At 74.0% G+C, this 13,540-nt stretch carries 11 protein-coding genes; 9 read left to right on the top strand and 2 right to left on the bottom strand.

Features of this window, described 5'->3' with window-relative positions:
* Nucleotides 1-164: 164 nt before the first annotated feature.
* Nucleotides 165-1,487: an NAD(P)/FAD-dependent oxidoreductase gene (locus tag ACIP60_RS26765; protein WP_400688550.1), complete on the top strand. Its 1,323-nt coding sequence runs from the start codon at nucleotides 165-167 to the stop codon at nucleotides 1,485-1,487.
* Nucleotides 1,488-1,540: 53 nt separating this feature from the next.
* Here the strand turns inward: ACIP60_RS26765 and ACIP60_RS26770 are convergent, their stop codons facing one another.
* A complete protein-coding gene (locus ACIP60_RS26770; protein WP_400688552.1) occupies nucleotides 1,541-3,148 on the bottom strand; it encodes a regulator in 1,608 nt (535 codons plus the stop codon).
* Nucleotides 3,149-3,445: 297 nt separating this feature from the next.
* Here ACIP60_RS26770 and ACIP60_RS26775 point away from each other — a divergent pair, with 297 nt between their 5' ends.
* The 7 genes from ACIP60_RS26775 (at nucleotide 3,446) to ACIP60_RS26805 (ending at nucleotide 10,851) form a co-directional block, all read left to right on the top strand.
* A complete protein-coding gene (locus ACIP60_RS26775; protein WP_400688554.1) occupies nucleotides 3,446-4,219 on the top strand; it encodes a 3-hydroxybutyrate dehydrogenase in 774 nt (257 codons plus the stop codon).
* 58 nt (nucleotides 4,220-4,277) lie between these two features.
* The gene (locus ACIP60_RS26780) at nucleotides 4,278-5,633 is read left to right on the top strand and encodes an MFS transporter (protein WP_400688556.1); all 1,356 of its coding nucleotides are present in this window, start codon (nucleotides 4,278-4,280) and stop codon (nucleotides 5,631-5,633) included.
* A gap of 127 nt (nucleotides 5,634-5,760) precedes the next feature.
* On the top strand, nucleotides 5,761-7,653 hold the full coding sequence (locus tag ACIP60_RS26785) for a helix-turn-helix domain-containing protein (protein ID WP_400688558.1): 1,893 nt from the start codon (nucleotides 5,761-5,763) through the stop codon (nucleotides 7,651-7,653).
* Between the two features lie 165 nt (nucleotides 7,654-7,818).
* Nucleotides 7,819-8,592: a lipoyl(octanoyl) transferase LipB gene (gene lipB, locus ACIP60_RS26790; RefSeq protein ID WP_400688650.1), complete on the top strand. Its 774-nt coding sequence runs from the start codon at nucleotides 7,819-7,821 to the stop codon at nucleotides 8,590-8,592.
* A 150-nt stretch (nucleotides 8,593-8,742) separates the two neighbouring features.
* Nucleotides 8,743-9,699, top strand: a complete 957-nt coding sequence (locus ACIP60_RS26795; RefSeq protein ID WP_033254401.1) for a lipoyl synthase — start codon at nucleotides 8,743-8,745, stop codon at nucleotides 9,697-9,699.
* Between the two features lie 191 nt (nucleotides 9,700-9,890).
* Nucleotides 9,891-10,043 (top strand): hypothetical protein, encoded by a 153-nt coding sequence (locus ACIP60_RS26800; protein ID WP_199528046.1) that lies wholly within the window; start codon nucleotides 9,891-9,893, stop codon nucleotides 10,041-10,043.
* 121 nt (nucleotides 10,044-10,164) lie between these two features.
* Entirely contained in the window at nucleotides 10,165-10,851 is a 687-nt protein-coding gene (locus tag ACIP60_RS26805) for a DUF4191 domain-containing protein (RefSeq protein WP_400688561.1), read from the top strand.
* A 149-nt stretch (nucleotides 10,852-11,000) separates the two neighbouring features.
* On the opposite strand, the gene ACIP60_RS26810 is transcribed toward ACIP60_RS26805, so the two are convergent.
* Nucleotides 11,001-11,468: an RDD family protein gene (locus ACIP60_RS26810; RefSeq protein ID WP_400688563.1), complete on the bottom strand. Its 468-nt coding sequence runs from the start codon at nucleotides 11,466-11,468 to the stop codon at nucleotides 11,001-11,003.
* Nucleotides 11,469-11,789: 321 nt separating this feature from the next.
* Between ACIP60_RS26810 and glnA the strand changes: the two genes are divergently transcribed.
* A complete protein-coding gene (glnA, locus tag ACIP60_RS26815) occupies nucleotides 11,790-13,202 on the top strand; it encodes a type I glutamate--ammonia ligase (RefSeq protein ID WP_100835888.1) in 1,413 nt (470 codons plus the stop codon).
* Nucleotides 13,203-13,540 lie beyond the last annotated feature (338 nt).

The following is a 13,540-nucleotide window of genomic DNA, read 5'->3' on the forward strand; positions in this document are numbered from 1 at the left end:
TGAGTGTCACCCGGCGGTCTGGAGCGGCGGATGACGGGGCATCACCAGTGCGGACCACGTCCGCCTCCCGCTGCCCGCCCCGGCACCGACCCGCGCGCTCGCCCGCGGGCACCGCCGCGCGCGGCGGCCACCGGGGGGCTCCGTCAGGGAGGGAGCACCCACTCGTGCCCGCACAGGACTTCACCGGCCGCGCCCGGCGCGGCCAGTCCGGCGAACCCGACGCGATCGTCGTCGGCGCCGGCGTCGCCGGACTGACCGCCGCCAGCGCACTGGCCGCCCGGGGCCTGGACGTCCAGGTCCTGGAGGCCACCGAGCGCGTCGGCGGCCGGATGGCCACCCGCGAACTCGACGGCTTCCGGCTCGACCACGGCGGCCACCTGCTCAACACCGCGCATCCGGAGCTGGCCCGCCGGCTCGACCTCGACCGACTGGACCTGCGCCCGCTCGCCCCCGGCGTCCTGGTGCACAGCGGCGGACGCACCTACCGGTCCGGCGACCCGCAGCTCACCCCCGCCCGGCAGGCCGCCGTCCGCGGGCCGCTCGGCACCCCGCTCGACAAGGCCCGGCTCGCCGCCGCCCTGGCCCGGCTCGCCGCGACGCCCACCGCCCGGATCCACGCCCGCCCGGAGACCACCGCCGCCCGCGCCCTGGCCGACCGCGGCCTGCCCGCCCGCACCGTCGACGGCTTCCTGCGCCCGCTGCTCGGCGCGCTGCTGTCCGACCCGGCGCTGGGCACCTCCAGCCGGGTCGCCGACCTGGTGCTGCGCGCGTACGCCCGGGGGCGGCTCTGCGTTCCGGCGGCGGGCAGCGGGGCCGTCCCCGCGCAGCTCGCCGCCCGGCTCCCGGAGGGCAGCCTCCGGCTCGGCGTCCGGGTCACCTCGGTCGGGACGGACGGCGTCGGGACCGCCGGGCACGGCCGGATCGGGGCCCGCGCCGTGGTCGTCGCCACCGACGCCGCGACGGCGGCCACCCTGCTGCCGGGCCTGCGCCAGCCCGGCTTCCACCCCGTCACCACCTACTACCACGCGGCGGGGCGCTCGCCGCTGGGCGAGGCGGTCCTGCTGCTGGACGCCGAGCGCTCCGGGATCTCGCACTCGCTGGTGCTCAGCGACGCCGACCCCTCGTACGCCGCCGACGGCCGCGCGCTGATCGCCACCACGGTGCTCGGCCGCCGCGCCTTCGACTCCGGCGGGGCGGCCGGCGACGAACCCGCCGTCCGGCGGCGGCTGGCGGAGCTGTACGGGACCTCCACCGCGGGGTGGGAGTTCCTGACCGTCCGCCACGTCTCCGACGCGGTCGTCTCGATGCCGCCGCCGCACCACTTCCGCCGCTCGGTCCGGCTGCTGGCCGGGCTGTACGTCTGCGGCGACCACCGGGACACGGGGACCGTCCAGGGCGCGCTGGTCTCCGGCCGACGGGCCGCGGAGGCGGTCCTGCACGACCTGGGCGTCCGCACCGGGACGGAGGCCGCGGAGGCGGCGGCGTAGGAGTGCGTCCGGGGGCCCGGGGAGCGCGCTCTCCCGGGCCCCCGGACGCCCCCTCAGATCACCCCCGCCTGGCGGGAGGCCTCTTCGAAGGCGCGGGCGGCGGGGGTCGTGCGGTAGGGGGTGAGGCGGCGGTGGAAGTCGCGGAGGTACTCGACGGTGCGGGCGGAGCGCATCTCCCCGGCGGCGCGGAGGGAGTCGGTGGCCATCGAGCAGGCTTCGTCGACGTCGCCCATGCCGAGCCGCGCGGAGGCGAGGACCAGGCGGCACAGGATGCGGCTGCGGGCGTAGGCGGGGGCCCGCAGCCGGAGGGACTTCTCGGCGTGCTGGGCGGCGGGGCGCCACTGCTGGAGGTCGCGGTAGCAGTGGGCGAACTCGTCGGCGAGCTGGGCGTCGTCGAAGTAGCGGGCCCAGGAGGGGACTTCGTCGGCGCCGCGGGCGGTGCCCAGGGCGCGTTCGCAGCGGACCAGGGCGGTGGTGCAGGCCCGGACGTCGCCGGCCAGGGCGTGGCCGCGGGCCTCGGCGGCGTGCATCAGGGCCTGGACGACGGGGGCGGCGGTGGTGCCGACGCCCTGCTGGGCGACCCGGGCGAGTTGGATGGCCTCGCGGGCGTGGCCGAGGTGGACGGCCTGCTGGCTCATGGTGGTGAGGACGAAACCGCCCAGGACGCGGTCGCCAGCGGCCTGGGAGAGCCGCAGGGCCTGGACGAAGTAGCGCTGGGCGAGGCCGTGCGCGGCGATGTCGAAGGAGGTCCAGCCGGCCAGCCGGGTCAGGTCGGAGACGGCGCCGAACAGGGCGCGGCCGATCTGTTCGCCGTACCGGCCGCGGAGCATGGGTTCGGCCTCGCTCTCCAGGTAGCGGACCAAGGCCTGCCGGGCGTGGCCGCCGCCGTAGGCGTGGTCGAGGGCGCGGAACAGGTCGCCGACGGCGCGGATCGCGGCGATGTCGCCGCGGCCGACCCGGACCGGGGGCCTGGACTCCCGGGCCTCGGCGCCCGGTTCGGCGCCGGAGGCGTTCGCCGGGCGGCGCGGTGCCTGCTGGGGGACGCGGGCGCCCTGCGGGGGCGTGCGGAGCTCCTCGGGGGTGAGGGTGGTGCCGTCCCGGGCGACGCGTTCGTCGGTGCGGCCGATCAGCCAGTCGCGGCTGGGGACGACGAGCCCGGCGGGGGTGAAGGCGATCTTGCGGAGCTCGGCGTAGGGGCCGTTGTCCTTGCGCCACATGGAGGCGACGATGTCGACGGCCTCCTGCGGGGTCTCGGCGAACTCCAGCCCGGCGTAGACCGGGGCGCAGGCGTCGAGGCCGACGTCCTGGGCGGTGAGGCGGCGGCCGAGGCGGCGGGTGAAGACCTCGGCGATCAGGGCCGGGGTCGCGCCGCGGGGCTGCTGGCCGCGCAGCCAGCGGGTCACCGAGGTCTTGTCGTAGCGCAGGTCGAGGCCGTGTTCCAGGCCGAGTTGGTCGACCCGGCGGGCGAGGCCGGCGTGCGAGAAGCCGGACTCCTCGATGAGCGCGGCGAGTTGGGGGTTCTGGGCGCGCCCGGCCGCGGGGGCCGGTGGTTCGGTTCGCTCGGGGGCGCGCGGAGGGGTCTCGGCCGCTCCGGTCGGGCGCGGGTCGAGCGGGTCGAGCGGTCGGTACGCGGGGCTGTCGATCACTGGCCGTTGGGGCATAGCAGTCCACACCTCTCAGGCACCGTTCCGGCCCCTCCTGCCCGGACGGCGCCCCCTGATCGGGAATCGGCGCGAATGTAGCGAGCATTGGGACGCTATGGGTGGATTCGGGCCACCCGTCCTCCGAACGGGTGAACCAGCCCCGCCCGTTGTGAGGAAGCACGGGCGTCGCGTGTTTGAGTTCGGGAGCCGCTGCCCGCGGTGCGGGCGCATGGCGGTGCGCACCACATGCCAGGGCGGTGCTGTGGTGTCCGACCACATCGTTGCGGGGCCCGCGGATTCCTACCGTTCTCGGCCATGGACACCACTTCTGCCCCGCCCCCCGCGCCGCCGCTGCTCGGCCGCACCGCCCTGGTCACCGGGGCCGCCTCCGGCATCGGCCGGGCCTGCGCGGAGGCGTTCGCCGCGGCGGGCGCGCACGTGTACGTCGTCGACCTGGCGGCCGGCCCGGCCGAGGAGTTGGCGGCCCGGATCGGCGGGACCGCGCACGTCGCGGACCTGTCGGACCCGGAGGCGGTGGAGGCGCTGCCGGCGGACGCGGACATCGTGGTCAACAACGCGGGCCTCCAGCACGTCGCGCCGGTGCACGAGTTCCCGGTGGAGCGGTTCACCCTGATCCAGCGGGTCATGGTAGAGGCCCCGTTCCGGATCCTGCGCCGCACCCTGCCGCACATGTACGAGCGCGAGTGGGGCCGGGTGGTCAACATCTCCTCGGTGCACGGCCTGCGGGCGAGCGCCTTCAAGTCGGCCTACGTGACGGCCAAGCACGCCCTGGAGGGCCTGAGCAAGACGGTGGCCCTGGAGGGCGCCCCGTACGGGGTGACCAGCAACTGCGTGAACCCGGCGTACGTGCGGACCGCGCTGGTGGAGAAGCAGATCGCCGCGCAGGCGCTGGCGCACGGCATCCACGAGGACGAGGTGGTGGAGCGGATCATGCTCGACCGCACCGCCGTGAAGCGGCTGATCGAGCCGGACGAGGTGGCGGAGCTTGCCGTCTGGCTCTGCTCGCCCGGCGCCTCGTACATCACCGGCGCGAGCCTGCCGGTGGACGGCGGCTGGACCGCGCACTGAGCTCCGCCCCCTCCCTCTCCCCCTCCCCCATCTCCCCTCACCTGCAAGGGAATTCGCCATGGCCGCCTCTCCCGACGACGTGAGACCCGCCTCCCTGCCCCGGGTGGTCGCCGCCTCGCTGATCGGTACGACCATCGAGTGGTACGACTACTTCCTGTACGGATCGGCGGCGGCGCTGGTCTTCGGGCACGTGTTCTTCCCGAAGGCCGACCCGCTGACCGGCACCCTGCTGTCCTTCCTGACCTACGCGATCGGGTTCGCCGCCCGGCCGCTGGGCGCGCTGGTGTTCGGGCACTTCGGCGACCGGATCGGCCGCAAGAGGCTGCTGGTGCTGAGCCTGCTGCTGATGGGCGGCGCGACCACGCTGATCGGCTGCCTGCCGACGTACGACCAGGCCGGCGTCGCGGCGCCGGTGCTGCTGACCGTCCTGCGGCTGGTGCAGGGCTTCGCGCTGGGCGGCGAGTGGGGCGGGGCGGTGCTGCTGGTCTCCGAGCACGGCGACCGGCGGCGGCGCGGCTTCTGGGCGTCCTGGCCGCAGGGCGGCGCGCCGGCCGGCAACCTGCTGGCGGCGGGCGTGCTCTCGCTGATGACGGCCGTCCAGTCGGACGCGGCGTTCCTGGCCTGGGGCTGGCGGGTGCCGTTCCTGCTGTCCGCGGTGCTGGTGCTGGTCGGCCTGTGGATCCGGCTCGCGGTGGACGAGTCGCCGCTGTTCAAGGCCGCGCTGGCGGCGGCCGGGCAGCGCGCCGAGCGGGAGAGGCCGCCGCTGGTGGCGGTGCTGCGCGACCACTGGCGGGACGTGCTGGTGGCGATGGGCGCCCGGATGGCGGAGAACATCTCGTACTACGTGCTGACCACCTTCGTGCTGGCGTACGCCGTCACCCAGACCCACCTGCCCAAGCAGACCGCGCTGAACGCCGTACTGATCGGCTCGGCCGTCCAGTTCGCGCTGATCCCGGCCTTCGGGGCGCTCTCCGACCGGGTCGGCCGCAGGCCGGTCTACCTGGTGGGCGCGGTCGGCGTCGGCGGCTGGGCGTTCGTCTTCTTCCGGATGGCCGACACCGGGAGCTTCGTCCAGCTGACCGCCGCCGTCACCGTCGGCCTGTTCTTCCACAGCATGATGTACGCCCCGCAGGCGGCGTTCTTCTCCGAGCTGTTCGCCACCCGCACCCGCTACTCGGGGGCCTCGATCGGCGCCCAGTTCTCCTCGGTGGCGGCCGGCGCGCCCGCCCCGCTGATCGCCACCGCGCTGCTGAAGGACTACGGCAGCGCCACCCCGATCGCGGTGTACGTGGCCCTCGCCGCGGTGGTCACGGTGGTGGCCGTGCTGTGCGGCCGGGAGACCCGCGGCGCCGACCTGGAGGACGTCGGGGCGGACGCTCGGGTGGACTCCGTGAAGGCGCCCGCTAGCCTCTGAGCACTTCGGCAGGATCAGGGCCGCGTCACCGGGCGACCGGGGGCGCGGCCCCGGCCCGTTCCCGCGGCGGGCGGGGGAGCACGAGGGCCACGGGGGCCACGGGGGCACTAGTGACAGGGAAGACCGCATGGACCGCCACACCACCGCCGCGCCGGCGCTGCGCAGACTCCTCGACCTGCTGGCGACCGGCGCCGCCACCGAGGACTTCGGCGAGGTGCTCGCCGACGCCCGCCGCCGGGGCGCGCCCGCCGAGGTGCTGACCGAGATCGACGACGCCACCTGGCAGGCGCTGCGGGTGCACCGGACCATGCGCCAGCACCGCCGCCGCGAGGCCGAGCTGACCGCCCTGTTCGACACCGCGGGCGACCTGGCCGCCTCCCGCGACCTGGACGCGGTGCTGCAGGCCATCGTCCGGCGGGCCCGGATGCTGCTGGGCACCGACACCGCGTACCTGACCCTCCCCGACGAGCGGGCCGGGGACACGTACATGCGGGTCACCGACGGCTCGGTCTCGCCGATCTTCCAGACCCTGCGGCTCAGCCTGGGCGACGGCCTGGGCGGCCTGGTCGCGCAGACCGCCCGGCCCTACGCCAGCCACGACTACCGGGTCGACGAGCGGTTCCGGCACACCGGGCAGATCGACGCGGGCGTGCTGGACGAGGGCCTGGTGGCGATCATCGGGGTGCCGCTGCTGCTCGGCGGCACCGTGATCGGCGTGCTGTTCGCCGCCGACCGCTCGCCGCGGGCCTTCTCCCCCGACGAGGTCGCGCTGCTGTGCACCCTGGCCGCGCACGCCGCGATCGCCCTGGACACCGCCAAGTCGCTGGCCGACACCCGGGCCGCGCTGGCCGAACTGGCCGCCGCCAACGCCGTCATCCGGGCGCACGCCGCCGCCGTCCAGCGCGCCGAGCAGGCCCACGACCGGCTCACCGACCTGGTGCTGCGCGGTGCGGAGGTGGCCGACGTGGCCGCCGAGGTGGCCGCGCTGCTGGACGGCGTGGCCTCGGTGCACGACGCCGAGGGCGCCCCGCTGACCGGCCCCGGCGGCGCCCCCGACGGCCTGGCCGAGGCGGTCACCGCCTCCCGCGCGGAGGGCCACGCGGTCCGGCACGGCACCGAGTGGGTGTGCGCGGTGCTGGCCGGGCAGGAGCTGCTGGGCGCGCTGGTGCTGCACGGGCGGCCCGAGCTGGACGACGCGGACCGGCGGGTGTTCGAGCGGGCCGGCGTCGTCACCGCGCTGCTGCTCCTGCTGCGCCGCTCGGTCGCCGAGACCGAGAACCGGGTCCGCGGCGAGCTGCTGGCCGACCTGCTGACCGCGCCCGGCCGCGACCCGGCCGGGCTGACCGCGCGCGGCCGGCGGCTGGGCGTCGACCTGAACCGGCCGCACCTGGCCCTGGTGGCCGTCGCCGAGGACGCCCTCGCCCAGGGCCGGCTGGCCGGGGCGGCGGCCCGGTACCTGTTCGGCTCGCGCGGCATCAGCGCCGAGTTCGGCGAGGGCGTGGTGCTGCTGGTGCCGCACGAGGGCGGCGGCGACGGCGCGGTGGCCGCGCTCGCGGCCGAGCGGCTGGCCCGGCTGGCGGGCGGCCCGGTCACGGTCGGCACCGGCCGCGCCGCGAACGGCCCGGTCGCGCTGGCCGCGGCGTACGCGGAGGGGGTGCGCTGCGTGCGGGCCCTGCGGGTGCTGGGCCGGGCCGGGGACGGGGCGTGCGCGGCCGACCTGGGCTTCCTGGGCGTGCTGCTGGGCGACGGGCACGACGTGGACGGCTTCGTCCGGGCCACCCTGGGCCCGCTGCTCGACTACGACGCCAAGCGCGGCACCGAGCTGGTGCGCACCCTGCGCGCCTACTTCGACTGCGGCGGCGGCCTGACGAGGGCCAAGGACCTGCTGCACGTCCACGTGAACACGGTGGTGCAGCGGCTGGACCGGGTGGAGGTGCTGCTGGGCCGCGACTGGAACCAGCCGGAGCGGGCGCTGGAGCTCCAGCTGGCGCTGCGGCTGCAACTGCTCGCCGGGGGCTGAGCGGACCGGCCCGCGCCGGGCGTGCAGCGGACCGGCCCGCGCCGGGCGTGCAGCGGACCGGCCCGCGGCGAGCCGGGCGTGCCCGGGCCGGGCGTACAGTGGCGAGGTTGGGCTGGTCGGCCGGCAGGGAGTGCTGTGGTGAGCGAGAACGTGCGGTTCGTGCGGATGGGGATAGGCGAGCGGACCGTCCCCTACCAGGAGGCGTGGGCGGAGCAGCAGCGGCTGCACGCGCTGCGGGTCGCGGACGAGATCCCGGACACCGTGCTGCTGCTGGAGCACGACCCGGTGTACACGATGGGCAAGCGCACCAACCCGGCCGACCTGCCGCTGGACGGGACGCCGGTGGTGGAGGTCAACCGCGGCGGGGAGATCACCTGGCACGGTCCCGGGCAGCTGGTCGGCTACCCGATCGTGAAGCTGCCGGACCCGATCGACGTGGTGGCGTACGTGCGGCGGCTGGAGGAGGCGCTGATCCGGGCCTGCGGCGAGTTCGGCGTGGAGACCACCAGGATCGAGGGCCGCAGCGGGGTGTGGAAGCTGGGCGCGGAGATCCCCGGCGCGGTGGTCGACCCCGCGCAGGTGGTGGAGATCGGCAAGCTGACCCTGCGGATGGGCCTGCCGCTGGGCATCGACCCGCGGCTGGCCGGACCCGAGTACGCGCCGTCCAACGCGGGCCAGCGCGGCGACGACCGCAAGCTGGCGGCGATCGGCGTGCGGGTGGCCCGCGGCGTGACCATGCACGGCTTCGCACTGAACTGCGACCCGGACATGACGTACTTCGACAAGATCGTCCCGTGCGGCATCCGGGACGCCGGGGTGGCCTCGCTGAGCGGGGAGCTGGCCCGGCCGTTCGGGGTGCCGGACGCGGTGGGGACGGTCGAGCGGAAGCTGGCCGAGGTGTTCGCCGAGCTGCCCGAGCCGGCGGTCGCCGTCCGGTAGCGGGCCGCCAGCGGGCTGGTGACCGTCCGGTAGCGGAATCGGCGCGGCGCGCCGAGCGTTGCCTTTCGAAGGCAAGCCCCGGGCCGGGTGCCCGCCGTTGAAGCGCAGGCGTACCCTGAGGGGTACCCCGTCTAGTTCTAGGAGTCGCACGTGTCCGCTGTCGCACCCGACGGCAGGAAGCTCCTCCGGCTGGAGGTCCGCAACAGCGAGACCCCCATCGAGCGGAAGCCCGAGTGGATCAAGACCAGGGCGAAGATGGGGCCGGAGTACAACGCCCTGCAGTCCCTGGTGAAGAAGGAGGGACTGCACACGGTCTGCCAGGAGGCCGGCTGTCCCAACATCTTCGAGTGCTGGGAGGACCGCGAGGCGACCTTCCTGATCGGCGGCGACCAGTGCACCCGCCGCTGCGATTTCTGCCAGATCGACACCGGCAAGCCCGCCGAGTTCGACCGGGACGAGCCGCGCCGGGTCGCCGAGTCCATCGTCACGATGGACCTGAACTACGCCACCATCACCGGCGTCGCCCGCGACGACCTGGCGGACGGCGGCTCGTGGCTGTACGCCGAGACGGTCCGCCAGGTGCACGCGATGACCGCCGCCCGCGAGGCCGGCCGCACCGGCGTCGAACTGCTCATCCCGGACTTCAACGCCGTCCCCGAGCAGCTCGCCGAGGTCTTCTCCGCCCGCCCCGAGGTGCTGGCGCACAACGTCGAGACGGTACCGCGGATCTTCAAGCGGATCCGCCCGGCGTTCCGCTACGAGCGCTCGCTGGACGTGATCACCCAGGCCCGGGCGGCCGGGCTGGTCACCAAGTCCAACCTGATCCTGGGCATGGGCGAGACCCGCGAGGAGGTCAGCGAGGCGCTGGCCGACCTGGTCGACGCCGGCTGCGAGCTGATCACCATCACCCAGTACCTGCGGCCCTCGCTGCGCCACCACCCGGTGGAGCGCTGGGTGAAGCCGCAGGAGTTCGTCGAGCTCCAGCAGGAGGCCGAGGAGCTGGGCTTCGCCGGGGTGATGTCCGGTCCGCTGGTGCGCTCCTCGTACCGGGCCGGGCGGCTGTACCGGCAGGCGCTGGAGCACCGGGAGCGGGCCGCCGCGGTCTGAGCCGCGCGCTGTGGTGCTTGCCGGTGGCGCGCCGTGCCGGGCCGGTGAGGGACGGGTCCGTTCGGGCCCGTCCCTCCGGCGCGTCCGGGCTAAGCGTCGACGTTTCACGTGGCATTGACGGGCGGGTCACCGTACGGTAACGGGCGTCCGGGACGCTGGAGCGGTACCCGGGTCGAGGAGTTGGTGTGGTCATGCGTACCGGAATCCGGATCGCCCTTCGGCGGGCCGAGCAGATGCTGTTGATCCGCGGCGCGCGCCGCAACGCGTGGGCCGCGGTGTGCGAGAACCGGCGGCTGGCGGGCGAACGCGAGCAGTCCGGGCAGGTGTTCGGACGCGGCGCCTGAACCCCTGGTGGGGGCGGGGGCGGACCCCCGGCGGGAACCGGGGCCCCCTCGGGGAAAGACCAGGGTCACGAACCGGCACCGCCTTGGATGATCGCGTGTGCCGCCACGTACCATGAGCGGTATGGCGAGGCAAAAATCCGATACTCCTGGGCGGCTCGCACAGATCCGCCAGGCATATGTCATGACCAAGCAGGTCGACACCAAGATCGGCCTGATCATCGCCGGCGTCGGCCTGCTGACCTTCGGCGTGTTCCTCGCCATCGGCTTCGCACTGGACCACCCGGTCTACCTGGGCATCCTCGGTTTCGTGGTGGCGGTGCTGGCGGTCGCGATCGTGTTCGGCCGGCGGGCCGAGCGGGCCGCGTTCGGGCAGATGGAGGGCCAGCCGGGCGCGGTCGCGGCGGTGCTGGGCAACATCCGGCGCGGCTGGAGCGCGAACCAGACCCCGGTGGCGGTCACCCGCAGCCAGGACGCGGTCTACCGCGCGGTCGGCCGGGCCGGCATCGCGCTGATCGGCGAGGGCAACCCGAACCGGGTGCGGCCGCTGCTGGCGTCCGAGAAGAAGAAGATGGCCCGGGTCGTCGGCGACATCCCGGTGCACGACATCATGGTCGGCAACGACGAGGGCCAGATCCCGCTCAAGAAGCTGCAGATCCACCTGATGCGCCTGCCCCGGTCGATCAGCGCCGCCCAGGTCACCGAGACCAACGACCGGCTGCGCGCCCTGGGCGACCTGCTCTCCAAGGCGCCGATCCCCAAGGGTCCGATGCCGAAGGGCGCCCGGATGCCCAAGGGCGGCATGCGCTAGGCGCGACTCCCCCGTTCCGCACCACGGCCCCGCCCGCGAGGTTCCCCTCCGCGAGCGGGGCCGTTCGATGTTCCGGTGCCCCTTCGAGGGCGCTTCCCCGGGGTGCTTCCTCGGGGGGTGCTTCCCCGGGGTGCCCCTTCGGGGGCGACTCAGATCCGGACCTCGACGGTGCCGACGGCCTTGTCGTGCAGGCCGCGGGTGTCGCGGTCCCAGACGACGGCCGGGACGACCAGGCAGAGCAGCAGGGTGCGCAGCAGCACCTGCGGGATGGTGGCGCGGGTGCCGTCCAGCCGGACCACCCGCAGGCCGAACAGGCGCTTGCCGACGGTGGTGCCGGTGGTGGCCAGGAACAGCGCCGTCACCGCGTAGAACAGCGGGGTGGTCCACAGGTTGGCGGTGCCCCGTTCGCCGCCCGCGAGCAGCCCGTACGCGACCAGGCTGACCAGCCAGCCGTCGACGAACAGCGCGCCGATCCGGCGGCCGGGGCCGGCCAGCGAACCGGGCCCGGTGCGCGGGAGGCCGAGGCGCTCGCCGCGGTAGCCGAATTCGGCGCCCATCTTCTCGGCGGCCGCCTTCGGGCCGTCGATCCACGATCCGAGTGCTTCTCTGGTGTCCACGAATCCACCCTAACCGGGCTTACGGCCGGGGCCGGTGGCGGCCCCGGGCGGCGGCGCGCCGCCGGGGTTTCCCGTCGGGGTGAACCCGGTGCGCCCGACCGCCACGAGTGGTCTGGACCAGTTGCGGATCCACGGCCCGGTGGGGCCGGGAATTTGCCCGGAACCGTACCGCTTTGCCGCCCGCCCGAATGGCCCGGTTAACATGTGGGAAACAAGCGAGTCACGAGCCGGAAACGGGCCGTTCCTATCGTGAGCCCCCTGCACCGGGGCTCCTGTCGCCCCTGACGGAGACTCAGACGTGCACGCCGAGGAGGAGTACGGATGTTCACCAACGCCGACGAGGTGAAGCAGTACATCGCGGACAACGACATCAAGTTCGTCGACGTGCGGTTCTGCGACCTGCCGGGCGTGCTGCAGCACTTCTCGGTCCCGGCCGCCACCTTCGACCCGTCCGAGACCCTGATGTTCGACGGCTCCTCGATCCGCGGCTTCCAGGCCATCCACGAGTCCGACATGGCCCTGGTGCCCGACCTGGCCACCGCCCGGCTGGACCCGTTCCGCGCCGAGAAGCACCTCAACATCAACTTCTTCATCCAGGACCCGATCACCGGCGAGGCCTACAGCCGCGACCCGCGCAACGTCGCCCGCAAGGCCGAGGCGTACCTGGCCTCCTCCGGCATCGCCGACACCGCCTACTTCGGGCCCGAGGCCGAGTTCTACGTCTTCGACTCGGTCCGCTTCGAGACCTCCGCCAACGCCTCCTACTACCACATCGACTCGGTCGCGGGCGCCTGGAACAGCGGCTCCGCCGAGGGCGACGCGCGCGGCTACAAGGTCAAGTACAAGGGCGGCTACTTCCCCGTCCCGCCGGTCGACCACTTCGCCGACCTGCGCGCCGAGATGTCCCTCGAACTCGCCAAGGCCGGGCTGGAGGTGGAGCGCCAGCACCACGAGGTCGGCACCGCCGGACAGGCCGAGATCAACTACAAGTTCAACACCCTGCTGCACGCCGCCGACGACCTGATGCTGTTCAAGTACATCATCAAGAACGTCGCCTGGCGGGCCGGCAGGTCCGCCACCTTCATGCCCAAGCCGATCTTCGGCGACAACGGCTCCGGCATGCACGTCCACCAGTCGCTGTGGACCGGCGGCTCCCCGCTCTTCTACGACGAGCAGGGCTACGCGGGCCTGTCCGACACCGCCCGCTACTACATCGGCGGCATCCTCAAGCACGCCCCCTCGCTGCTCGCCTTCACCAACCCCTCGGTGAACTCCTACCACCGCCTCGTGCCCGGCTTCGAGGCCCCGGTCAACCTGGTCTACTCGCAGCGCAACCGCTCCGCCGCGATCCGCATCCCGATCACCGGCTCCAACGCCAAGGCCAAGCGCATCGAGTTCCGCGCCCCCGACCCGTCCTCCAACCCCTACCTGGCCTTCTCCGCCATGCTGATGGCCGGCCTGGACGGCATCAAGAACAAGATCGAGCCGCTGGAGCCCGTCGACAAGGACCTCTACGAGCTCGCCCCCGACGAGCACGCCGCCGTCCCCCAGGTCCCCGCCTCCCTCGGCGCCGTCCTCGACGCCCTGGAGGCCGACCACGAGTACCTCCTCGCGGGCGGCGTCTTCACCACCGACCTGATCGAGACCTGGATCGACTACAAGCGCACCCACGAGATCGCCCCGATCGCGCTGCGGCCGCACCCGCACGAGTTCGAGCTGTACTACGACCTGTAGGACCCCCTCCGACCTGCGGAAACGCAGTCCGATCTCTCATCGTTTCCGCAGGTCAGCACCTCGCTGACCTGCGGAAACGTCCGTCGGAGGGCTGGCATCGAAGGTTCGAAGGCTCACGGTGTGAAATGAGAGTGCGCGGAGATCGAACTCAGCGCAAGACCTCTCAGTGACCTGCGCCGCCACAGCTCAACCGGCGCTCATGTGACGGTGAGCGGCGGTCGGCCGTGCGCCGACGTCCCGATTGCCACCTACCGGGCACATCCGAGGGGCCACTGCATCAAGTGTGGCTGATCACGCTGCCAGCAGCCCGTGCATGCGCTCGGCCTCCGCCCGCGAGA

It is taken from the genome of Kitasatospora sp. NPDC088783 (genome assembly GCF_044750705.1).
Taxonomy (GTDB): domain Bacteria; phylum Actinomycetota; class Actinomycetes; order Streptomycetales; family Streptomycetaceae; genus Kitasatospora; species Kitasatospora fiedleri.

Excerpts from the sequence above, each read along its gene's own strand:
- ACIP60_RS26785 (WP_400688558.1), top strand. The coding sequence starts at position 5,761 with ATGGACCGCCACACCACCGCCGCGCCGGCGCTGCGCAGACTCCTCGAC.
- lipB (WP_400688650.1), top strand. The coding sequence starts at position 7,819 with ATGGGGATAGGCGAGCGGACCGTCCCCTACCAGGAGGCGTGGGCGGAG.
- glnA (WP_100835888.1), top strand. The coding sequence starts at position 11,790 with ATGTTCACCAACGCCGACGAGGTGAAGCAGTACATCGCGGACAACGAC.
- ACIP60_RS26775 (WP_400688554.1), top strand. The coding sequence starts at position 3,446 with ATGGACACCACTTCTGCCCCGCCCCCCGCGCCGCCGCTGCTCGGCCGC.
- ACIP60_RS26800 (WP_199528046.1), top strand. The coding sequence starts at position 9,891 with ATGCGTACCGGAATCCGGATCGCCCTTCGGCGGGCCGAGCAGATGCTG.
- ACIP60_RS26805 (WP_400688561.1), top strand. The coding sequence starts at position 10,165 with ATGGCGAGGCAAAAATCCGATACTCCTGGGCGGCTCGCACAGATCCGC.
- ACIP60_RS26780 (WP_400688556.1), top strand. The coding sequence starts at position 4,278 with ATGGCCGCCTCTCCCGACGACGTGAGACCCGCCTCCCTGCCCCGGGTG.
- ACIP60_RS26770 (WP_400688552.1), bottom strand. The coding sequence starts at position 3,148 with ATGCCCCAACGGCCAGTGATCGACAGCCCCGCGTACCGACCGCTCGAC.